The organism is Campylobacter concisus (assembly GCF_002913945.1).
Taxonomy (GTDB): domain Bacteria; phylum Campylobacterota; class Campylobacteria; order Campylobacterales; family Campylobacteraceae; genus Campylobacter_A; species Campylobacter_A concisus_P.
Genome location: NZ_POZK01000029.1, coordinates 58,055 through 80,189, shown reverse-complemented (window position 1 = coordinate 80,189; position 22,135 = coordinate 58,055). Strand labels below are relative to the sequence as shown.

Below are 22,135 nucleotides of genomic sequence, written 5' to 3'. Positions count from 1 at the left end.
ACTAACGCCAAAATAGTCTAAATTTACCAGCTTAAAATGCTTTTTAAATCAAATTTTACTCTTATAAACGCCGTCTAAAATTTAAGTGTTATAATTACAGCGAAATAACGATTTTAAGGAGAGGATATGCAATCTCGTATAATCACTGGCGTTTTGATGTTTGTTGCTATTTTGGTAGTTTTTTTTATTGATAATTATATTTTAAATTTTATCTTGCTTGGCGCTGTGCTTTATTTTGCTTTTAATGAGTCGCTCAAGCTTTATAATATCGATCACAAACAGCTAGTTTTTGCCGCACTTGCTTTTTATGTGCTTACATATTTTACAAATCCAATATTCATAGCGATCCTTGCTATCATGCTAGTTGCTTCGATCCTAGCTCACATAAAAAGTGAAAATTTAAAGCTAGTCGCACCTTTTGTCTATCCGACCACGCCGATCTTTATGATGTGGATGCTGTACTCAGAGTATGGTGTAGGCTATCTTGTATGGCTTATTTTAAGCGTAGTTGCAAGCGATAGCGGTGCATTTTTTGTTGGCAAAATGTTTGGCAAACATCCATTTAGTCCAAGCTCACCAAACAAAACAATTGAAGGTGCAGCAGGCGGTGTGGCGATAGGCACAGTGATTGGCTGCATTGTTGGAAATTTTGTAACTGAAGGATTTTTCCAAATTTTATTCTCAAGCTTTTTAGTCTGCGTGTTTGCGGTTTGGGGAGATCTGTTTGAGAGTTACCTAAAAAGACTTTGCGGTGTCAAAGATAGTGGTTCGCTCTTCCCAGGACACGGTGGCATGCTTGATAGGATAGATGGTTATTTATTTGGCGTAGTCGCCCTACTTTGGTCGCTCTCGTGGTAATACTTGGTTCAACTGGCTCAATCGGCAAAAACGCCCTTAACCTTTGCGAAAAATTTGGCGTAGAGGTTGAGGCGTTAAGCTGCGCTAAAAATGTAGATTTACTAAATGAGCAAATCTTAAAATTTAAGCCAAAATTTGTCTGCGTAGGCGATGAAAAGCTAGCTAAAAATGTAAAAAACATAGAAGCTAAAAATATCTTTTTTGGCGAGGCTGGACTGCTACAAATGCTAGAAATTTCAAGCTCAAAAAAGGTAATAAACGCCCTTGTTGGCTTTGCTGGCCTTGCTCCTAGTTTAAAGACGCAAACTCTTGGCAAAAGGCTTGCGCTTGCAAACAAGGAGAGTCTTGTTGTTGGCGGCAAATTTCTAAAGACTAGAGAAATTTTACCAATAGACAGCGAGCATTTTGGACTTAAATTTCTACTAGAAAACAAAACTGCACCAAAAAGACTCATCATCACAGCAAGTGGCGGCGCATTTTATAAAAAGCCGATCAAATTTCTAAAAGACGCCACGCCAAGTGACGCACTAAAACACCCAAACTGGGATATGGGTGCAAAGATCACGATTGATAGTGCGACGATGGCAAATAAGCTTTTTGAAGTAATGGAGGCTTATTGGCTTTATGGCATCAAGGAGATCGAGGCTGTGATAGAGCCAACTTCTGCGATACATGCCGTAGTTGAATTTATAGATGGCTCAAGCACGATGCACCTCTCGCGACCTGATATGAAGCTAGCTATCGCTCATGCTATGTTTGAAAATATCAGTGAAAATATCGTTTCACATGCAAATTTACTTGATCTAAAAAATATAAAATTTCATAAGATAAGCCTTAAAAAATATCCTATTTTTTCGCTAAAAGATGAAGTACTAGCAAACCCTGATCTAGGTGTAGTGATAAATGCTACAAATGAGATTGGAGTATTTAGCTTTTTAGAGAAAAAATGCTCGTTTTTGGATATCTCAAAGCTCGTTTTAAGCTCTGTTAAAAATTTTAGAAATATTAAAATTTCAAATATTGATGAAATTTTTGAAGCTGATAAAGAAGTTAGAAATTACGCAAAAAGGATGTTAAATGCAAAGGTATGAGGGTTATAAATTTGATCCCAAACAAAGCTTAATTGGTGTTCAGTTTTTATTTGTTGCTTTTGGTGCACTAGTATTAGTGCCTATACTTACGGGATTAGATGCAAACGTAGCTCTCTTTACGGCCGGTCTTGGCACGCTGCTTTTTCAGATAATCACTAGAAAAAATGTTCCACCTATTTTTTTAGCAAGCTCCTTTGCTTTTATCGCGCCACTTCAGTACGGTATCGAAAAATGGGGCATAGCCGTGACGATGGGAGGCGTTATATTTGCTGGATTTTTCTACGTTGTTTTAAGCCTCGTGGTCCGATTTGGCGGAGAGAAAATTTTGCATAAAATTTTGCCTCCAGTTGTCGTTGGCCCAGTCATCATGACAATAGGCCTAATCCTTGCTCCAAATGCCGTCAAAATGGCAACATCAGCCACTGAAATTTATACTCAAAATGAGGCGATGATCGTCGCTGGCATTTCGCTAGTGGCTACCATTTTAGTGATGATGCTTGGACGTGGCATGTTTAGGCTTATACCTATTTTGCTTGGTATTATCGTCGGATACATCGTAGCTTACTGCTTTGGCATGGTTGATTTTACCCCTATCTTTAATGCACCTTGGTTTAGAATGCCAAATTTCACTACACCAAAATTTGAGTTTGAAGCGATAATTTATATGATACCTATTGCCATCGCTCCAGCGATCGAGCATATAGGCGATATGCTTGCTATCTCAAATGTTACAAAAGAGGATTTTCTAAAAAATCCAGGCCTTAAAAATACGCTCCTTGGAGATGGGCTTGCCACTTCGCTTGCTGCCTTTTTTGGTGGCCCACCAAACACTACATACTCAGAGGTCACAGGCGCAGTTAGCCTTACAAAAGCTTATAATCCAGCAATCATGACCTTTGCGGCGATCACTGCCATCGTGCTAGCCTTCATTGGCAAGCTAGGAGCTGTGCTCTCAACTATCCCAGCCCCAGTCATCGGCGGTATCATGCTGCTACTTTTTGGCATCATCGCAAGCGTTGGCATGGAGACACTTATAAAAAATAAAGTTGACCTTGCAGACCCTAGAAACATGATAATCGTAGCCCTCATCTTCATCTTTGCCATCGGTGGCATGGTGCTTGACCTTGGTGCGGTTAAATTTTCAGGTATAGGTCTTGGCGCGGTTACTGGCATAGTTTTAAATTTGCTTTTACCAAAGACAAAGCATTACGAAGGATATTAATGCGTAAATTTTTACTTTTTTTACTAACCTTTGCCACTGCTAGTTTAGCCAATACTTTAGACTATGCGCTTATCAAAAAAGGTGAGCCAAGCGAAAACACGATGTTGTTAATCGGCGGTATTCAAGGCGATGAGCCGGGTGGCTTTTTGGCAGCCTCTATCGTGGCTACCGACTACAACATCACAAAAGGCTCGCTTTGGGTTGTGCCAAATTTAAATTTCCCAAGCATAATCGAGCGAAGTCGTGGCACAAAAGGCGATATGAATAGAAAATTTGCCCATGTAGATAAAAACGATCCTGATTACAACTCAGTGATGAAGATAAAAGACGTCATAACCGACAAAAACGTTACGCTCATCTTAAATTTGCACGATGGAAGCGGATATTACAGAGATAAATTTATAAACAAAGACGAAAATCCAGATAAATGGGGCAATACTTGCATAATAGACCAAAGCACGCTTCCTGGCTCAAAATATCCAGAGCTTGAAAGTATCGCTTCAAGCGTAAAAGATGTGCTAAATAAGCATCTAATAGATCAAAAGCACCAGTATCACATCAAAAATACGCACACTGCGATGGGTGATAAAGAGATGCTAAAAAGCCTAACTTACTATGCTATCACGCAAAATAAATCAGCCTTTGCAAACGAAGCTAGTAAAAATTTAAACGCCGAGCAAAGGACTTATTACCATCTAATCGCCATTGAAGAATATATGAAAAAGGCTGGCATCAGCTTTACTAGGCCGTTTAACCTTGATGTTAAAAGCGTAAAAAAGGCAATCGAAAAAGAGATCAGACTCGAGCTTGAAAATTCATACGCGATAAGCCTTAAAAATCTAAAACCTTTAATAAATTTTGTTCCACTTAAAAAAGGTGAGTTAAACTATAGCTCACCAAATCCGCTAATAGCCGTTATAAAAGAAAATGGTAGCTTCAAAGTGCAGTACGGTAACCGCTTTGTTACTAGATTAAAACCACAATATTTTGAGTTTGCAAAGCCACTTGAGGAATTTTTACTAATAAGTGACGGTAGCGAGCTTACATTAAAAAGTGGCGATAAATTTAGCGTGAAAAAGAGCTTTAAAATTAAAGCGCTCAAAAACGTACGCGTAAATGTCATAGGATACGGTACAAAAAGTATCGATGAGAGCGAGCAAGAAGTGACTAAAAATAGCCTAAATAAAAGCTACAGCATCGATAAAGATGGCAAAATTTATAGAGTCGAGTTTTATAAAAACGAAGATGGCAAAGAGAAATTTGCTGGCATGATCTTAGCGGAGTTTAGATGATACTTGGCATCGAAAGTAGCTGCGATGATAGCTCGGTCGCACTAATAGATGAACGCACTTTAGAGAAGATTTATTATAAAAAAATTTCTCAAGAAGAGGAACACGCTATCTTTGGTGGCGTGGTTCCTGAGCTTGCAGCTAGGCTTCATACGAAGGCACTGCCAGCACTTTTAAATGATATCTTGCCAAATTTTAAAGATATAAAAGCGATCGCTGTGACAAATGAGCCAGGTCTTAGTGTGAGCCTAATAGGTGGCGTCAGCATGGCAAAAGCATTAAGCGTGGCTCTAAATATCCCGCTAATTGCCGTAAATCACCTAGTTGGCCACATCTACTCACTATTTTTAGATCGCGAAGCCACCTTTCCACTTGGCGTCCTACTAGTTAGTGGTGGGCATACGATAATCCTAGAGATTGACGAAAATGATGAAATTTTGGAGCTTGCAAGCACTGGCGATGATAGCTTTGGTGAAAGCTTTGATAAGGTTGCTAAAATGCTTGATCTTGGCTATCCAGGCGGTGTCGTGGTGCAGCAAAATGCCCTACTTTGTAAAGACAAAGAGAGGTTTCATTTTACCATTCCACTTCTTCACGACAAGCGCCTTGAATATAGTTTTTCAGGGCTTAAAAACCAAGTCAGAGTCGAAATTTCTAAGCTAGAAAATATCACACAAAAGGATATCGCAGATATTTGCTACGCATTTGAAAATACTGCCTGTGAGCACATTTTAAACAAGCTTGAAAAGGTCTTTTGTTTAAGAGATTTTAAGCGTTTTGGCGTAGTTGGCGGTGCAAGTGCAAATCTAAATTTACGAAAAAGGCTTGAAACGCTTTGTCAAAAAAATGAGTGCGAGCTTTTGCTAGCTCCACTTGAGTTTTGCTCTGATAATGCATTAATGATAGCAAGAGCGGGACGTGAGAAGTACCTAAAAGGCGAGTTTGTAAGCCATAGCGAGCTAAATATAAACCCAAGAGTTAGCTTTAAAAAGCTTGAGTTAAATTAAACTTTTTAAAAAATATAAAATTTTGCGCCTAAATCTTGATAGCTTCGTAAGTAAAAACGTAATAAAATCTAAAAAATTTCAAAAAAAGAATCTTTAATGGACGAGTTTTTAAATCACGCTTGGCATTTAAATAAAATTTACGCCAACACTGATGCGAGCGTACCTTTTTACCCAGATCTACTGGCGCTTCTTTTATCTTGTGATGAGAAAAATTTAGATGAGTTTATGGCTCTTGCCGAGTTTAGAACTATCTTAAAAAAGTTAGGCGTTGGACTTGATATCTTTAGCATACAAAGTGCACAGCTAGCCACACTAAAAGCACTAAATGAAGCAAAAATTTCAAGTGATGAACTCGCAATCTACTTACAAAAGCTATGTGATGAAAAGATAATTAGCCATGAAAAATTTGATTTTTTAATAAAATTTATAAGCAAAAACTCAAATCAAAATAAGGCTGAAATTTCTAATGTAAAGCCAAAAGATCATTTTCACAAGAGCCTAGATTTTCTAAATGAGATAAATGAAAAAGTAAGTATGATTGATGAAGATAAAGAATTTTTACAAGCCTTAAAGAACGCCAAAAAAAGATCAAACGAAACGCTTTTTAACATCGCAGTAAGCGGCATCATAAACTCTGGCAAATCAACCCTTTTAAATGCGCTTTTAAATAAATCCGTCCTTGGCACTTCAAATGTGCCTGAGACCATAAATTTAACCATCTTAAAGCATGCATCAAATAGCCATGCAAAGGTAAATTTTTATAGCCCAGACGAGCTAGAAAAGCTTGGACTTTCAAGCGAAAATTTACCAGCTAGTAGCGTAGAGATCAGCCTAGATGAGATCAAAAACTATACATCTTCAAGCTCAAAAACAGCAAATCTCGTAAAAAGCGTTGAGCTTTACGACGATTTGGAGCTTTTAAGAGATAATGTCTGCATTATAGACACTCCGGGCATAGATGATGCGATCGTTTTAAGAGAGCAAATAACTACAAATTTTATGAAAGAGTGCGACCTTTTGGCTCATCTCATGAATGCTTCGCAAAGCGCAACGCAAAAAGACGCACTATTTTTGAAAAAATGCCTTGAAAACTCGCACATCGTAAGAGTTGCTATCGTGCTAACTCACGCTGACGAGTTAGACGCAAAGGGTATTAATGAAACGCTTAACTACGTAAAAAAGGCGATTGGCGAGCAGATAAATGACATCAAGATAGATTATTTTGCCCTTAGTGCAAAGGCTTATCTTGATGGTGCTTTAAATAGTGGCGTGCAGGAGTTTAAAGAGTATCTTTACGATGTACTTTTTGGCAAAGACTCTAAAAAATCAGCTCTCATTTTAAGCTCATATCAAAAAGAATTGCAAAATATTTTAAAAGCAAAACTCGAAGCCACAAAGGCTGAAATTTTAGAGCTTAAAGCATTTGGTTTAGAGCTAGAATCTTTGCAAAACGAGCAAGCAAATATCAAAAATTCTCTTAATGAAAATTTCACAAAACTTGAAAGATTTTTAGAAAGCGAGCTAAAAAAACTCGATGATAAAAATGCAAAAGATATCTATAAAATGGGGCTTGAAGTACTACTACAAAATCTAAACGAAAAGATTAAGAGTGAGATCGCTTACTGCAAAAATAAAAGAGAAAATTTAAATCTAAAGCGTCTTACACAAATAGCAAAAACTACACTTTGTGACGGAGTTGCGGCACTTATGAGAGAGGCTAGAAATGAAACTTTGGTGCAAACAAAGTCATGCGAGCAAAATATCGCTTTAAGTTTTGATGGCTTTAAGGTGAGTGAAAATAAAGTTTTTAGTATAAATGACTTTTTAAAGCAAATGGGCGTAGAGCTTGATTTTAGAGAGCTTTTAGATGAGCTTGAAGCTAAAATTTTAAGCAAAAATGAGCCAGATGAGGCGCTTTTAAGTTTAAGAGAGAATTTACTTAACAATAAAAGCATATCACAGTTTTGCGAGACACTAGCAGAACATGAAAAAAAGCTGCTAAAAGAGCGAGTAAAGGCTTATGAGATGAGCCAAAAAGAGGCTTTAAGCCAAAGACTTTTAGTGCTCAATGAAAAACTTAATGAGCTAAATTTACAAAATCAAAGCTCAATTTCAAAGCTTAAACAAAAGACCTCCTTACAAGATGAAATTTGCTCACTTTTAGAGGATATTAAAAATGTTTAATGAGTTTATAAATGCCTACAAAGCGAGATATTTTAAGGTCTTTACAAATGATTTTAAGGGTGAGCTAGCTAGGCTCGTAAATGATCTAAACGATCCTAGCTTGCATATAAGCGAGCAGATAAAAGAGAGCTTAAATTTACTAATAGACACTCTAAATGAGCCACCACTAATAGCTGTTATCGGTCAATTTTCAAGTGGGAAATCAACATTTTTAAACGCACTTCTTGGTCAAGATATCTTGCCATCAGGACTAACTCCAGTCACCGCAAAGGCTGTGAGGCTAAAATTTGCAAAGATGCCACTTCTAAGCGTGAAATTTATAAACGGTAGCGAAAGCTTGCTAGCAAGTAGCGATCTAGCCGAGCTAAATAAGCTAGGCGATCAAGTTTCTGGTATGACGCTTTATGCACCAAGTGAAATTTTAAAAGAGATAAATTTCATCGACACTCCTGGCCTAAACTCGCTAAGAGATGCTGACACAAAAGAGACAAAAAATACACTAAAAAAGGTTAGCGGCGCAATATGGCTAAGCCTTGCAAACAACGCCGCAAAGGCAAGCGAGCTTGAAAGTATCAAAGAAATTTTAAAAGCCAATGATCTAAAAGCGATCTGCCTAATCAACCAAAAAGACAAGCTAAGCGAGGAGGAGCTTGAAAGTTTGCTAAAGCACGCTAGGCAAACTTATGGCGAGCTTTTTGAGGATATCATCGCTATCTCGTCAAAGCAAGCTCTTCTTGGCATCACAAATAATGACAAAAGCCTACTTGAAGCTTCAAATTTTAACGAAGTTCTAAAGGCTATTAAAGAATACTTTTTAGACAAGAGCTTTAAAGAAAATTTCATAAAAGCAAGGGCAAAAAAGATCGTAAAACTCCTAACCAACGAGCAAGAAAAACATCTAGAAATTTATGACAATGCGCAGTTGATTTTAGATGAATTTAGTGGCTCGCTAGATGAGAGGCTAGAGGCGATAAAAGAGGAGTTTAAACCAAAGATCGCTTTAAGATATAGTCAAATGAGTGAAGTTATAAAACTTGCTGCCGATGAGGTATTTAAGCTACTTAAGCCTTTTTCAAAAACAAAATTTAACGCTTCAAAGACGCTTTTAAACAAAGAAATTTATAAGCGTGAAAATTTTGAGGTAATAAGTCTTGATAGCGACGAAGTCTTTTCAAAACTTATCTACGAAGATGTAGTTTTTAATAAATTTTTTAAACGCTACAAAAAAGATGTAAAAGAGCTAGAAAATGCGATAACTTCAGCATTTAATGAGCTTTATAAAAATTTAGAGGATAAATTTTTAATATACAAATCTCGCTATGAAAATTACGCTAGTTTTGATGATCAAGTCTTAGCTTACGAAACAAAATCCATAAATACCTATGCCGGACGGACATATGAAAATTTTTTAAGAGAGTATGAAACGGCTAAATTTAAGGCTACACAAAAGGTCTCTTTGTTTTTTGAAAAGCTTGATATAAAACTAGCCTCAAACTATGAAAACGCGCTCAAACTCGCGATTTATTTTATAAAGCAAAAGATAGAAAAGACGCTAGAGTCGCATCTGCAGATGAATACTCCACTTTATATTCCAAGTGCAAAAGACGTCTATGAGCGTATGCTTGATGCTTTTAGTCTTTATGAGTTTGAAGCTTTAATGTGCTCAAATAGCTCGTTTTTAAATAAAATTTTGCTTGATATAAAGAGTGATTTTAATGAAATTTATACTTTAAAAATAGTAATGCTTGATGGCTTAAAAGCAAGAGTTAAAGAGCAAATTTCAAAGATTGAAGAGCTTTGTGAAAATTCATTATTACTAAGATAAATAAAAATTTTTAAAGCTTAGAGCTATCCATTTAAGGATAGCTTTTATTTTATGCGCGCATTACGCCGATCTTTGGTGCGTCAAATGCAGTTACACGCTTTGGCACGCCTTTAAATTTCTCGACATTCACAAGGCTTGTGTGAGCGGTGTTGCTCTGGCTCATCTTGCTTGATGGCACGTCTTTTGTGAGCACATTTAAATTTCCGTGCAAGCAAAGGCTCTTTTCGCCCGGTTTTTCAGGGTCGTACCAAGCACCTTCGCTTACTATTACGACATTTTGTGGCACGTCCTCGGTCAAAAAGGCACCGCACAAAATTTCGCCTCTATCATTAAACACACGTACCACGTCGCCCATCTTTATCCCTCTAGACTCGGCTGTTTTTGGATTTATAAGCACTGGCTCGCGCTCTGCGATCTCGTTAAAGTTGCGAAGCACGGAGTTATTTAGCTGTGAGTGAAGCCTAAATTTAGAGTGTGCGCCGCTAATTGCGATAGGGTATTTTTTATTTTTTGCACCCAGCCACTCAAATGGCTCAAGCCAAGCTGCATGCGGTGGGCAGTCATCATAGCCAAAGCTAGCGACCGTTTCAGAGTAAATTTCTATCTTGCCAGATGGCGTTTTTAGCGGATTTGCCACTGGATCGTCGCGGAATTTCTTGTAGTTTGTAAAGTAACGTTTTTTCTCATCGATCTTGTCAAATCTAAAATATCCCTTCTCCCAAAATTCCTCAAAACTTGGCATGCTCTCATACCCAAGCTCAGCAGCCTTTTTAACGGCATCTTCATATATTGTCTTGACCCACTCTAGCTCGCTTTTACCCTCGCTAAATGCCTCTTCCCTGCCCCACTCTTTGGCAATCAGTCTTGCGATCTCGTAATCGCTCTTACTCTCGCCAAATGGCTTAACAAGTGGCTTTATTGCAAATAAATACTCGCTCGTTGAATTTGCCATTTCGATGTCAGTTCGCTCGTACTCAAGCGCAGCTGGCAAGACGATGTCGCTAAATTTAGCTGTACTTGTCCAAAATGGCTCGCAAGTGATGATAGCATTGACATTTCGCATAGCTTTTATCGCTCTATTTGCGTCAGGATGCCTTGTGAAAGTCGAGCCATTTGCGTTAAACATTACCCTAATCTTTGGCAGTTTATAGCTCTTACCATTTCTTGTTATCTCCTTGCCTGGGCTTAGAAGCGCGTCTATGAGCCTTGAGTTTGGCATTTCATAGCCCTTTGTCTTTGGCACCAGCCCACTATCAATAAATTTTTGAGGCACCTTTGTCTCAAACGCCGCTGGTTTAGGCGCTATGAAGCTCTCATCAGCATTTTTGTGCATGCCATCATTTGTGACAAAGCCACAACCCTCTTTGCCGATGTGTCCAAGCATCGCATTTAGCGTCACAAGCGCCCAGTATGCCATCTCGCCGTGATCTTGTCTTTGAATAGCATAGCCACTAATTATCACTGAGTCATTTTTAGCTAGATCCTCGCTAAATTTCGCAAGATCTTGCTCGCTAACGCCACAAATTTTGCTTGCCCAAGCTAAATTTTTATTTACTCCGTCAGTTTTGCCAAGCATATACTCTTTAAATTTATCAAAGCCAACTGTGTATTTTTCTATAAATTCTTTGCTGTAAAGTCCCTTTTCATAAAGGTAGTTACACATACCTATCATCATTGCTGTATCGGTGCAAGGCACGACTTCAAGGTATTTTGAGTCAAAGTACTTTGCGCTATCGTTGTGATAAACATCGACGCTATAAATTTTCATCTCGCCACTCGCGCCTTTTTTTCTGATCTCATCGTAGTATTTATATGAGTTATGAAGCGGCACGCCAATGGCGATCTTGTTTGAAACGACTGGGTTTGTGCCCCAAAATACGATCGTTTTGGCATTTTTTAAGATAGCCTCCCACTTTGTTGGCGCTAGCGCAGGATCGACGAAGCCAGTGACGTGAGGCATGATGACAGTCGCTGCGCCGTATGAGTAGCCACCTAGCTCATTTACGTAGCCACCAAGCACGTTAAGTAGCCTTTTTGCGGTCTTTTGGCTGTGGCCAACTTTGCCAAGGCTACCCCACTGATAAACCTGTCCGTAGATCGCTTCAGCACCGTATTTATCAAAATTTTCTTTTAAAATTTTTGCACTTAGCTTTATAGCCTCGTCCCAGCTCACACGCACAAATTCCTCTTTACCACGAAGCTCTGGTTTTGGGTTGTTTGGATTGGCTAAAAAGCTCTTTCTAACAAATGGATATTTTACTCTGCTCTCGTTTTGGATGTAGTCAATGACTGCGTTATTTAGCTCGTTTGGATAAGCATCGCCCTCAAATGGCACGGTCTCGACCACGCGACCTGCGATCGTTTTTACATAAAATGGGCCAAATTTATTTGCGCTTAGTCCGCTTTGTTTGTCAAATAACGCTTGCTCTGCGCTTCCAAGCTCTTTTGCTTGAAGGCTAGCCGCGCCTAATGCGCTTAATCTTAAAAAGTCTCGTCTTTTCATTTTCTCTCCGATTTTGGTTAAATTTATTGTTTTTGGTTGGTTTTAGAAATTATAAATTTAGGGTTTTGTATCATTTCATCGTTTAAAGGCCTTGTAATGTAATACGCAAACTTGCGTCTAAATTGCGCTATTTTAGCCAAAAATTTTTAAAGGATGGGTAGATGATTGGATTTTATGTAAATGTAAAGTTAAAAGCTGGGTGTGAGGCGAAATTTGAAGAAATTTTAAAAGAGATCGTGCCAGCTTCAAGGAAAGATAAAGGCTGCATAAGCTACGAGTGCGGCATGGTTGTGGGTGGTAAAAGCGAATACTGCTTTATGGAGAGCTGGGAAAATTTAGAGAGCCAAAAAGAGCACATGAAGAGCGCTCACATGGTGAAAAATGCGGCTGCACTAGAGGCTTGCAAAGAGAGTCAAGAGGTGAAAATAATAAATTTTGTAAGCGTAAAGGAATAATATTTGCTTAAAAAAGGGCAAAATTTAAAAAAATGAGCGAAGAAAAAATGCTTGAGATGATAAATGCGACTGCTGATATTATATTTATGGCCGTACTTAGGGGGCGAGTGAGCTTTGAGGCTTGCAAAAAAGATAGAGAATTTATCGACTCTTTAAGAGAAGAGCTACTTGGCAAAAATCCAAATAAATTTAAAATCGCCCAAAACTCATACCAAATGATCGCCATTTTTGAAAAATACCGCAATAAAAAATAATCCACTTAAAATTTAAATCTGTTTGCCGATATTGTGTTAAAGGATTTGACATGATAAACACACTAAATGGATTTAATCAAAGTTTTAACTACCAAGACGCTTTTAGTAAGCGCCAAGCCACAAACGCAAAATTAGACAAAGTAGAAATTCCCACCAAAACTGTGGATATCAAACATCTACCGCTCTCTGGCTACTCATCAAATGACAAAATTTCTATCTGGGGCAAGATAAATGGCCTTGATAACGGAGCGAGCAAAGATGAAATCTCTAGCCTTAAAAATTTCATTGATAGTACGAAGCTTTGGCGACTAAACTCCATCATCACTAGCGAGAAAAACGGCTTTAGCGTAGATGAGTTCATCAAAAATCACAAAATGAATGTAAATAACAAAATAACTAACAATGCTTTTGGCGCTCTTTATCTAAGCCGTGAGGCTACAAATTTACTAGACTCTGATCTAAGTATCGATGAGTTTAAAGATAAATGGCTGGAATTTACCGCCGAAAGGATACTTGGCGAGCATGCAAATGTGAAAATTTCTTTCAAAGATAGGGCTTTGCACTACGAGCAAACATCGGCTAAAAAACGTATAGAATTCTTGGGTCAGCCTATGTTGCATCGTGTAAGCTACGCTGATAAAAATAGCAAAGATGAGTTTTTGAAATTTCTAAAAACAAGCTATGAAAAGGGCGAAAATATCGCTGATGTGCTGCAGAATATCGCTCTTACGCCAGTTAGAGAAAATGGCGATGAAGAGATGGAAGAAGAGAAATTTAAGCCTATGCAAGTTACCAAAAAGAGCGTGACCTACACGGATAAAGACATAAAACGTGAGTTTTTTGAGGAATTTATCAGGCGCGAGGTCGAAAATGGAGCGAGCTTTGATGATCTGGTGCAAAAGCTAAACAAGCTAAAGTCAAAGGATATTCTCGCTTAGCTTTGGCTTTAGGCTGAAATTTTGGGGCTGGATTGACTCTTTAAATTTCTACTTAGATTTGAATTTAAAGAGCCAATTTAGCCAACTAATTTAAAAAGCTAGCTTATCTTAATAAATTTTTACTCGCGTTTAAATTTTAAGAGTCAGCCAGCTTAGCTCACCAAATTTCTACTTTGGGTTATTTATACTTATCACAATATTTTTATCATCAAGATAGAGTTTAGCTGCCTCTTTGATGTCGTCATTTGTGATGGCTTTTACCGCACTTATGTACTCATCAGCCGTATAAAATGGCGTGTTGTAAATTTTATTTGAAATGATGAGCTTTTGCCAAAACTCAGGCTTTTCGTAATCTTTTTTTATAGAAATTTCACTCTGTGCCTTAAAATCCTCCAAATGCTTTGGCAAGATCGCGCCACTACTCTTAATGCTAGCTATTATCTGCTTTATCTCAGCAATAATCTTGTCCGTGTTTGTAGGATCGCATGTAAAGCTAATTAGCATATCTGAATGCTCAAAAGGATAGCGTGAGAGCTTGGCATTTAGGCTAAAGCCGTATGTTTGGCCCTTATCTTCTCTGATCTTTTCTCGGAGCGCCGTTTTTAAAATTTCACTTAACGCCCTTAGCCTAATCGCTCCTTCAAAGCTATATTTTGCGTCAGAATTTATGATATTTATGCCAACATCGCTTCTTTTTGTGCTTTGATACTCCCTTTTAAAGGTGTGCTGACCTTTGATACTTCGCACGCCATCGTATTTAAACTCTTCAGCCTCGCCAAGCTTTGGCAAAGTGGCGATATACTTTTTAACAAGCGGCAAAAGCCTCTCTTCGTCGGTATCGCCGATGATTACAAAAGTATATGAGGCTGCATTTGTAAATTTATCTTTGATGATCTCTTTTAGCTCATTTAGCTTTAGCGCGTCGATCTGAGCCATCTCAAGCGGCGCTACACGTTTATTGTTTTCGTAAAAAAACTTGCTAAATTCGGTGCTAAATTTATATTCAGGCAAATTTTGCTCTTTACTTAGCTCATCCTTTGCTCTTTGCTTTATCCTCTCAAGCACGTTTGCATCGGCTCTTGGAGCATTAAATTCTAAATTTATAACAGCTAGCAGCGAGCTAAGATCACTTGTGCTTGATGAGCCATAAATGCCTTGCGTGAGTGCTTCTATACCCTTTTCGTAGCTTACGATCTTTCCATTTAGCACCTTTGAAAGCTCGTAGTTATTAAATTTACCAACACCACTTTCATTTGTGAGCGCCACCGCAAAGCTACCAAGCTTTGGATCAGCCAAATTTGATGTGCCTCCTTTACTGACGGCCGCAAACAAAATACTATCTTTTTTAGTAGCTAGTGGCTTAAAGATAACTTGCGAGCCATTTTGCATTTTGTAGGTATAAATTCCATTTTTTTCATCAAAGCTTCTTGAGTTTATCTCTTTTGGCTCTAAATTTTCATTGCCTAGACTCTTGTCGTTATTGCTACCAGATAGGCTTGTGTTATAAGCAGGCGCCTTGGCAAAAAGCTTTAAAAACTCATCTTTGCTAAGCTTAAAACCATCTTTGCTAAAAATTCTTACACGCTCATCAGAAATGGCCAAAATTTCTCTAAATCTAGCATTAACGTCAGCTAATGTAATCTCGTTTAATAGCTTTAAACTAAGCTCTTTTTCATCTTCGTCGCTTAACACAAAGCCACCATTTTCTATCATATTTAAAATTTGTCCAGCGTAAGCGCTTGATTTTTTAGTCTTTGAGCGTTTAAATTTTGCATCTACATTTGCCACAAACGCCTTTTTCACATCTTCAAAATCATCTTTATTAAAGCCAAACTCTTTAATACCTTTTATAACGCCAAGCATATCTTTAAGGCTTGCGTTAAAATCGCCTCCAAGCACATTTGTTTCAAAACTATAAATTTTCTGCTTTGCTTGAAGTGTTTGAGCTATAAAATCAGTACTTAAATTTGATGAATTATTTGCATTTTTTTGCTCATAAAGCATATTTATTAGGCTTGCGATAAGTGCGTCTTCTAGATTTCTCTTTGCGTCAGCCTCATTTAAAACTGGGCTAAATTTATCAAAATAGCTAAGTCTAACTAGCTCCATTCCAGTTTCATTCGAGTCATAGTTAAAAATATTTAAACCACTTTTAAAGCTGATATTTTTTTCTGGATGAATGTAAGAATTTGTATTTTTTGCTTGGCTAAAGTTTTTTTCGATTAAGCTTTTTATCTCATTTTTATCAAAGTCGCCAACAGCAACAAAGCTCATAAATCTTGGTTGATAAAGCCTCTCGTAAAATTCTTGCATGTGCTTAGCATCTACACTTTTGATGACGTTCATATCGCCTATTGGTACTCTTTTTAGATAGATACTGCCCTCAAAAATATCCTTTGTTTGAGCCAAATAAAGCCTATATCCTGGCGTATTTCTCTGACGCTCCTCTTCCATTATAACGCCACGCTCTTTATCAAGCTCCTTAGGATCGATTTTAACGCCATCTATCCAATTCGAAAAAACTTTAAACGTATCTTGTAAATTTTTCTCATTTACATTAATCGTTAAGATATAACTCGTCTGATCGTAGCTCGTCTGCGCGTTTAGATCAGCTCCAAATTTCACACCAAGGCTCTCAAGCTGCTTAATGAGCTCATTTTTGCTAAAGTCGCGGCTGCCATTAAACGCCATGTGCTCCAAAAAGTGAGCAAGACCTTGCTCGCCATCTTTTTCATCAGTTGAACCAGAATTTATAACAAGATAAAAAATAGCTGTTTTTTGTGGAAATTTATTCTCTTTGATATAGTATTTTAGCCCGTTTTTTAGCTCTCCATTTAACATATCTTTATCGTTTTGAAGCGCAAAAAGACCCATTACTAGGCAAAAAAGCAACAAAATTTTTCTCATTATTTTCCTTTTTAATTTTAATCGATAGACAAAGCAGAATTTAGCATAAGCCTGCAAATTTGCAGGCTAGAAGATTATTTTAGATCGTATTTTTTAAGTAAAGCTTCGTAGCTTCCGTCTTTTTTCATTTCATCTAAAATTTGATTTATTTTTTCTATTAACGCGCTCTCTTTTCCTTTATCAAAAGCTATTGAAAAGCCCTCGCTACCATCAACTTCTTTGAAAAACGCTTCAAGTTCCGGATTTTTCTTGATAAAGCCATATCCGATAGAGCTATCAAGGATGACTGCATCAAATTTACCAACTTTTAATCCCATGATGAGTGGCACAGTATCTTCTGAAGGCACTACTTTTACGCCATTTATTGCATTTGCTGCTAGCTCTTGGACGGTGCCTTGTTGCACGCCAACTCTTTTGCCAGCTAGCTCTTCTTTAGCCTTTAATGCGTCATTATCTTTTTTCTTTAGATAAAGATTTTCAGTTAGATAGTATGGCTTTGTAAAGTCAATCGATTTTAATCTATCTGAAGTCGCACTCATCGCACTTATAATGCCATTTATTTTGCCGGCTTTAAGCGCTGGGATAAGGCCGTCAAAACTCATATTTATGATCTTATATGAAAAGCCTGCACGCTTTGAAATTTCACCGATCAGCTCAATGTCAAAACCTGTTATTTTATTATTTTCATCGATATATTCGAATGGCGGGTAGTTCGCCGCTGTGCCAAATTTTAGCTCGTTTGCACAAAGAGCAACAAAAGCTGTGAGTAAAAGAGCAAAGATCTTTTTCATAATAGTGTCCTTTAAGGTGATTTAGTGGCTTAATTATCAGTATTTCTCTATTAAAAATTGTTTAAATCCGTAATAAAAGAAAAATGCTATAAATAATCGTATAGCAAAGTAGCATATAAATTTTTATAGATAAGTTCTATCCCTTAATTATTTTAAGGGATAGAATAATAGGAGCTCTAAGAGTAAGTCAAAGATTAAAATTTACTTTTTCTAACTTCGTTTACTATTGCCTTAGCCATATCGTCAACATCAGATGTTACTTCATTTGCTTTATTGACAATTACTACATTCTCTTTTGTAAGTGTGTCTATTTGAGCAACTGATTGATTTATCATATTAATTCCCTCGCTTTGCTCTTTTATAGATTCACTCATTTCATTGATTGATTGAGCTAGTACGTTTGTATTTGCTTCGATCTCTGTTAGAGATTTTTGAGTTCTCTCTGCTAGTTTTCTAACCTCATCTGCAACAACCGCAAAACCTCTACCATGCTCTCCTGCACGTGCTGCCTCGATCGCGGCATTAAGAGCTAGTAAATTTGTTTGATCAGCTATATCTCTAATAATAGTTATGATGTTTTTAATCTCATCACTTTGTCTAATAACATCAGATGTTTTTTGAGATATTGCATTCATTGAACTTGACATTTGCTCTACTGCAGCAGCAGACTCTTGAAGTGAGCTTGCTTGTACATTTGCGCCTTGAGTTAGTTCTTTCATTGACTGACTTAAAGCCTCAGCCTTTTCTTCTAGCACATGAGCTTGATCTAAATTTGCCCTTAACATTTTGGCTATCTCTTCACCAAGAGCATTTATGCCAACCGCCATCTTGCCATCATCTTCAAGCCTTTTAGTAAAGTCTTGTTTTTTAAAGCTTTCTAGTAGATTTAACACGTCATCACCATTTTCCGCAATAGCATGTTTTAGTGCGATTTGTAAGTCTTTGAAAGTTTGTTTTAGCTGGCTAAGTGCAGGATTTGAAGTATCTGCGTTAAGCTGAGCTACGTAGTTACCTTTGCCGATTTGATTTACAAAAGTATTTGCCTCTTTAATGAAATTATTTTGCTCAGATAAATTTGCCTCGATTTGTTTGATATTCTCATTTATCAGTGCACTCATCTGTCCGATCTCGTCGCTACCACTACGATCTAAAAATTCAGCCTTATTAGATTTATAATTTAAGAAGTCAAAAAATCTAACTAAGCCATTTTTAGTCTGATCTATACCAGAGATCAGGTTTTTACCTATTAATGTAGATACTAGCAACATAAGTAAAATACAAATCGCAATCACAATAGAACTTATAATAAGTTCGGTATTTGCATCATCCTTAATACTTCTTGCATCTTTTTGCATATTATCAAGTAGTTTAAGTTCAAGCTCTCTCATCGCATCTATTGAAATGCTTATCTTTGAAAACCAACTCGCTGCATCATAAGATGCATCTTCAGCGGCAACTACATTTTTAATAATATTCATCGCATCTATAAAATCAGCCTTTTTTCTAGCGATAGCATCAAATTCGTAGCTAAATTCTTTTGGGTTGTAATCGTCAAAATCCTGCATAAATTTATTTATAACGCTATTTAGTGCAACTACTTTGTTATAGTCCTCTTTGCTTATGCTCTTTTTAGTAAAAACCCCATTTAAAGTAGCACGCAAAATACCAAAAGACTCTTTTATCTCACCAACAATAATGATACGCTTTAGATCATCTACCAAGCTAGGCTCGAGCTTATCGCTATATCCATTTATAGCAATAACCTCTTTTCTTAAAATTTTTGTTATACGGCTAATTAGATCATTGCCACTTTTTTGATCTACATTTGAGCGGATACTATTTATCTCTGAAACTATTTCATTTTTCTCTTCAAGCTTATCAAGCATAGCGTCTACTTTTTTACGCTGCTCTAATAAATTTTTATTATCCCCTCCTGCTAACACACCTGAGCTAAATCCGCGTTCTTTTTGCATCTCATGGATAAAATTATTTTGATTTATTATTGTATCCACGATTTTCTCGCTAAACTCTGCTTTTGAGCGAGTTTTTAAGATACCATTTAGCATGTATGCACTCATGATACCAAGGCCAATAAGACTAACGATAACTATCGCCATAATCTTAGATTTAATACCTAGATTATTCATTTTCTCTCCTTTTAGTTTTTCTTAATATCTGCTTCAAAAAATAAAGTCATACGACTTTAATACTTAAACTTTATCAACCAAAAAATACTTTTGATTGTTTTTATAAAAAATATTGATTAACGCATTTATGTAAAATTTTAATTTATATTTAGCTTTATTAAATAGTAGGAATTTTTTAACAAAATTGTGATACATGCAAATAGAAAATAGCACATTTAAAATAAATGCCGTTCTCATCCTGAGAAGCTTCATTTTTTCTCCTTGAAAATAATTAAGTCATTTTATTAATTTTACTTTTAAAAGATGTTAAATTTTAAAAATTAGAAAAAAGTGAGTTTTTGCAGAGAATTCTTGCTTCTCTGCAAATTTTGTATTTAGATTTATTTCTTTAATCCATATTTATCTAGCATTTTGTCAAATTCGCCAGATTTTTGTAGCTCATCGATTGCTACATCTATCTTTTTGATAAGCTCAGTATGTTTGCCTTTATCAAACGCCATCGCAAATCCTTCCGTGCCATCAGGAACTCTTAAAAATTCTTCCAAATCTGGATTTTGTTTTAAATATTCAACTCCTATCGGACTATCAGTTAGCACAACATCGATTTTACCAGCGTTTAGTGACATGATGGCAGCTGCTACATTTTCAGCAGGTATCGACTTAGTAGTTATGCTTTTGGCTGCTTCTTCTTGAAGTGTGCCAACTTGAGCTGAAATTTTCTTATCCTTAAGGTTGTCTTTATTTACATCTGAGCCTTTTTTGCGGATAAATAAATTCTCTGAAAAATAATATGGCTTGGTAAAATCAACCGATTTTCTTCTCTCATCAGTTGCGCTCATTCCGCTTATGGCAATATCGATTTTACCAGTTTTTAATGCTGATATAAGTCCGTCAAAGCTCATATTTGCAACATCAAATTTTATTCCAGTTTTTTTGGTGATCTCATTTAATAAATCTATCTCAAAGCCAACAATTTTATTGTTTTCATCAAGATATTCAAAAGGTGGATAATCAGCGCTCGAGCCAACTTTATAAACTACATTTTTACTAGTTTCTTCGGCATTATTTGCTGCATTTTTTTTATTAGCATCATCGCCACAACCTAGTAAAAATAAAACTAAGCTTGCCATCAAAAATTTTAAAATTTTACTCATTTTCTACTCCTTTAATGATTTAAAATTTTACCTAAAAACTCTTGTAGACGCTCGTGCTGCGGATTTGTAAAGACATTTTTCGGTGTATCATCAACTGCGATTTTGCCTTTATCCATAAAGAAAATTCTATTTGCTACGTTTCTCGCAAAGCCCATTTCATGGGTCACCACAAGCATCGTTATGCCCCTTGCAGCAACATCTTTCATGATATCAAGAACCTCTCCGATCATCTCTGGATCTAGCGCGCTCGTTGGCTCGTCAAAAAGTATCACTTCTGGCTCCATCGCTAGGCTTCTAGCGATCGCGATACGTTGCTTCTGTCCACCTGAAAGCTTGTGCGGATAGGCAAATTTCTTATCACTTAGCCCAACACTTTTTAGCAACTCATCAGCTCTTTTTTCTGCACTTACTTTATCTAAAATTCCAGCTTTTACCGGAGCTAGGGTTAAATTTTGCAAGACGTTTTTATTTGCAAAAAGATTAAAGTGCTGAAAAACCATGCTCACTTTTTGGCGAATTTTATTTATGTCTGATTTTTTATCTAAAATATCTTCGCCATTTATCTTTATGTGCCCGCTATCTGGCTCCTCAAGGCGGTTTATGCAGCGTAAAAATGTGCTTTTACCACCACCACTTGGACCAATTATCGCTATAACTTCACCCTTTTTTATATCTACGCTAATATCATTTAAAACTCGCAAATCGCCATAACTTTTGTTTAAATTTTTAATCTCAATCATGGCGGTTTAATCTCCTCTCAAGTAGTTTTGTCAAAAGTGTAAAAAATTTAACACTCACATAATAGACAATACCTGTAAAAATAACTGGCTCTGGACTATAAAAGACCGCTTGCAAGCTCTTACTTTGCATCGTGATATCAACGACGCTTATATAGCCCACGACTGATGTCTCTTTAAATAACGATATAAACTCATTCGCAAGAGCTGGCAAGATATTTTTTGTAGCTTGTGGAAAAACTATCTCGCGCATCGAAACATAGTAGTTTAGGCCCATCGCGCGAGCTGCTTCCATTTGTCCTTTATCGACGCTATTTATGCCACTTCGCACGATCTCGGCCACATAAGCAGAGCTATTTAGTCCAAGTGCGATGAGAGCTACATAAAAATTATCACTCCATGTTGCAAAAATGACAACTGAAAATATTAAAAGTTGAAGTATTACAGGTGTTCCACGTAAGATATCGATATATTCATCAATTATAAAATTTAAGACTTTAATATTTAAAAATTTAATAAACGCCAAGGTAAATCCAAGTGTTATGCCTATGACAATACCGCCTATAGTAAGCCCTAAAGTCACTCCATAACTTTTGATATAAGCGATCTCTTGAGCCTCACTAAGATCTCTTGGATAGAAAAAATATGCTCCAAGTGAGACGATTATTATAAAAAATAGAAATTTAGCTAAATTTTGAGCCTTCAACTTCATCCTTCTCTTTAAAATATGGCTTTAAATAATACGAAAAAATTTATATCATTTTGCTTAAAAG

The 22,135-nt window shown here is 36.8% G+C and carries 17 protein-coding genes; 10 read left to right on the top strand and 7 right to left on the bottom strand.

Features of this window, described 5'->3' with window-relative positions:
- Nucleotides 1-126 precede the first annotated feature (126 nt).
- The 7 genes from CYP64_RS06820 (at nucleotide 127) to CYP64_RS06790 (ending at nucleotide 9,476) form a co-directional block, all read left to right on the top strand.
- Complete coding sequence (locus tag CYP64_RS06820; protein ID WP_084041191.1) at nucleotides 127-858, top strand: phosphatidate cytidylyltransferase; 732 nt, start codon at nucleotides 127-129, stop codon at nucleotides 856-858.
- A complete protein-coding gene (gene dxr / locus CYP64_RS06815; RefSeq protein ID WP_103649175.1) occupies nucleotides 840-1,949 on the top strand; it encodes a 1-deoxy-D-xylulose-5-phosphate reductoisomerase in 1,110 nt (369 codons plus the stop codon). Before CYP64_RS06820 ends, dxr begins: the two co-directional genes overlap by 19 nt.
- Nucleotides 1,936-3,171, top strand: coding sequence for a uracil-xanthine permease family protein (locus CYP64_RS06810; RefSeq protein ID WP_103649174.1), 1,236 nt, complete (start codon nucleotides 1,936-1,938; stop codon nucleotides 3,169-3,171). Before dxr ends, CYP64_RS06810 begins: the two co-directional genes overlap by 14 nt.
- The gene (locus CYP64_RS06805) at nucleotides 3,171-4,463 is read left to right on the top strand and encodes a M99 family carboxypeptidase catalytic domain-containing protein (RefSeq protein ID WP_103649173.1); all 1,293 of its coding nucleotides are present in this window, start codon (nucleotides 3,171-3,173) and stop codon (nucleotides 4,461-4,463) included. The genes CYP64_RS06810 and CYP64_RS06805 overlap by 1 nt, the downstream gene beginning before the upstream one ends.
- On the top strand, nucleotides 4,460-5,467 hold the full coding sequence (tsaD, locus tag CYP64_RS06800; protein ID WP_103649172.1) for a tRNA (adenosine(37)-N6)-threonylcarbamoyltransferase complex transferase subunit TsaD: 1,008 nt from the start codon (nucleotides 4,460-4,462) through the stop codon (nucleotides 5,465-5,467). The genes CYP64_RS06805 and tsaD overlap by 4 nt, the downstream gene beginning before the upstream one ends.
- A 96-nt stretch (nucleotides 5,468-5,563) precedes the next feature.
- Nucleotides 5,564-7,651 carry a dynamin family protein gene (locus CYP64_RS06795; protein ID WP_103649171.1) on the top strand — a complete coding sequence of 696 codons (2,088 nt, stop codon included), beginning with the start codon at nucleotides 5,564-5,566 and terminating at the stop codon, nucleotides 7,649-7,651.
- Nucleotides 7,644-9,476 carry a dynamin family protein gene (locus CYP64_RS06790; protein ID WP_103649170.1) on the top strand — a complete coding sequence of 611 codons (1,833 nt, stop codon included), beginning with the start codon at nucleotides 7,644-7,646 and terminating at the stop codon, nucleotides 9,474-9,476. Before CYP64_RS06795 ends, CYP64_RS06790 begins: the two co-directional genes overlap by 8 nt.
- A 49-nt stretch (nucleotides 9,477-9,525) precedes the next feature.
- Here the strand turns inward: CYP64_RS06790 and CYP64_RS06785 are convergent, their stop codons facing one another.
- On the bottom strand, nucleotides 9,526-11,979 hold the full coding sequence (locus CYP64_RS06785; RefSeq protein ID WP_103649169.1) for a molybdopterin-dependent oxidoreductase: 2,454 nt from the start codon (nucleotides 11,977-11,979) through the stop codon (nucleotides 9,526-9,528).
- Nucleotides 11,980-12,140: 161 nt separating this feature from the next.
- Between CYP64_RS06785 and CYP64_RS06780 the strand changes: the two genes are divergently transcribed.
- The 3 genes from CYP64_RS06780 to CYP64_RS06770 are packed head-to-tail and all read left to right on the top strand — an operon-like array spanning nucleotide 12,141 to nucleotide 13,626.
- Nucleotides 12,141-12,434 carry a putative quinol monooxygenase gene (locus CYP64_RS06780; protein ID WP_103649168.1) on the top strand — a complete coding sequence of 98 codons (294 nt, stop codon included), beginning with the start codon at nucleotides 12,141-12,143 and terminating at the stop codon, nucleotides 12,432-12,434.
- Nucleotides 12,435-12,466: 32 nt separating this feature from the next.
- Nucleotides 12,467-12,688: a hypothetical protein gene (locus CYP64_RS06775; RefSeq protein ID WP_021091847.1), complete on the top strand. Its 222-nt coding sequence runs from the start codon at nucleotides 12,467-12,469 to the stop codon at nucleotides 12,686-12,688.
- Nucleotides 12,689-12,738: 50 nt separating this feature from the next.
- Nucleotides 12,739-13,626: a hypothetical protein gene (locus CYP64_RS06770; protein WP_103649167.1), complete on the top strand. Its 888-nt coding sequence runs from the start codon at nucleotides 12,739-12,741 to the stop codon at nucleotides 13,624-13,626.
- Nucleotides 13,627-13,794: 168 nt separating this feature from the next.
- Here CYP64_RS06770 and CYP64_RS06765 read toward each other — a convergent pair whose 3' ends face one another.
- From CYP64_RS06765 to CYP64_RS06735, 6 genes are all read right to left on the bottom strand, one after another.
- A complete protein-coding gene (locus CYP64_RS06765) occupies nucleotides 13,795-16,533 on the bottom strand; it encodes a M16 family metallopeptidase (RefSeq protein ID WP_103649166.1) in 2,739 nt (912 codons plus the stop codon).
- A gap of 74 nt (nucleotides 16,534-16,607) precedes the next feature.
- Nucleotides 16,608-17,324, bottom strand: a complete 717-nt coding sequence (locus tag CYP64_RS06760) for a transporter substrate-binding domain-containing protein (RefSeq protein WP_103649165.1) — start codon at nucleotides 17,322-17,324, stop codon at nucleotides 16,608-16,610.
- A gap of 194 nt (nucleotides 17,325-17,518) precedes the next feature.
- Nucleotides 17,519-19,471, bottom strand: coding sequence for a methyl-accepting chemotaxis protein (locus tag CYP64_RS06755; protein ID WP_103649164.1), 1,953 nt, complete (start codon nucleotides 19,469-19,471; stop codon nucleotides 17,519-17,521).
- Nucleotides 19,472-19,851: 380 nt separating this feature from the next.
- A complete protein-coding gene (locus CYP64_RS06745) occupies nucleotides 19,852-20,625 on the bottom strand; it encodes a basic amino acid ABC transporter substrate-binding protein (RefSeq protein ID WP_103649162.1) in 774 nt (257 codons plus the stop codon).
- Between the two features lie 11 nt (nucleotides 20,626-20,636).
- Nucleotides 20,637-21,365 (bottom strand): amino acid ABC transporter ATP-binding protein, encoded by a 729-nt coding sequence (locus CYP64_RS06740; RefSeq protein WP_087577619.1) that lies wholly within the window; start codon nucleotides 21,363-21,365, stop codon nucleotides 20,637-20,639.
- Nucleotides 21,358-22,068, bottom strand: a complete 711-nt coding sequence (locus tag CYP64_RS06735; protein ID WP_085658195.1) for an amino acid ABC transporter permease — start codon at nucleotides 22,066-22,068, stop codon at nucleotides 21,358-21,360. Before CYP64_RS06735 ends, CYP64_RS06740 begins: the two co-directional genes overlap by 8 nt.
- Nucleotides 22,069-22,135: the final 67 nt, after the last annotated feature.

Coding starts and splice junctions, on each gene's coding strand:
- CYP64_RS06820 (WP_084041191.1), top strand. CDS start 127: ATGCAATCTCGTATAATCACTGGCGTTTTGATGTTTGTTGCTATTTTG.
- CYP64_RS06810 (WP_103649174.1), top strand. CDS start 1,936: ATGCAAAGGTATGAGGGTTATAAATTTGATCCCAAACAAAGCTTAATT.
- CYP64_RS06805 (WP_103649173.1), top strand. CDS start 3,171: ATGCGTAAATTTTTACTTTTTTTACTAACCTTTGCCACTGCTAGTTTA.
- tsaD (WP_103649172.1), top strand. CDS start 4,460: ATGATACTTGGCATCGAAAGTAGCTGCGATGATAGCTCGGTCGCACTA.
- CYP64_RS06795 (WP_103649171.1), top strand. CDS start 5,564: ATGGACGAGTTTTTAAATCACGCTTGGCATTTAAATAAAATTTACGCC.
- CYP64_RS06790 (WP_103649170.1), top strand. CDS start 7,644: ATGTTTAATGAGTTTATAAATGCCTACAAAGCGAGATATTTTAAGGTC.
- CYP64_RS06785 (WP_103649169.1), bottom strand. CDS start 11,979: ATGAAAAGACGAGACTTTTTAAGATTAAGCGCATTAGGCGCGGCTAGC.
- CYP64_RS06780 (WP_103649168.1), top strand. CDS start 12,141: ATGATTGGATTTTATGTAAATGTAAAGTTAAAAGCTGGGTGTGAGGCG.
- CYP64_RS06775 (WP_021091847.1), top strand. CDS start 12,467: ATGAGCGAAGAAAAAATGCTTGAGATGATAAATGCGACTGCTGATATT.
- CYP64_RS06770 (WP_103649167.1), top strand. CDS start 12,739: ATGATAAACACACTAAATGGATTTAATCAAAGTTTTAACTACCAAGAC.
- CYP64_RS06765 (WP_103649166.1), bottom strand. CDS start 16,533: ATGAGAAAAATTTTGTTGCTTTTTTGCCTAGTAATGGGTCTTTTTGCG.
- CYP64_RS06760 (WP_103649165.1), bottom strand. CDS start 17,324: ATGAAAAAGATCTTTGCTCTTTTACTCACAGCTTTTGTTGCTCTTTGT.
- CYP64_RS06755 (WP_103649164.1), bottom strand. CDS start 19,471: ATGAATAATCTAGGTATTAAATCTAAGATTATGGCGATAGTTATCGTT.
- CYP64_RS06745 (WP_103649162.1), bottom strand. CDS start 20,625: ATGAGTAAAATTTTAAAATTTTTGATGGCAAGCTTAGTTTTATTTTTA.
- CYP64_RS06740 (WP_087577619.1), bottom strand. CDS start 21,365: ATGATTGAGATTAAAAATTTAAACAAAAGTTATGGCGATTTGCGAGTT.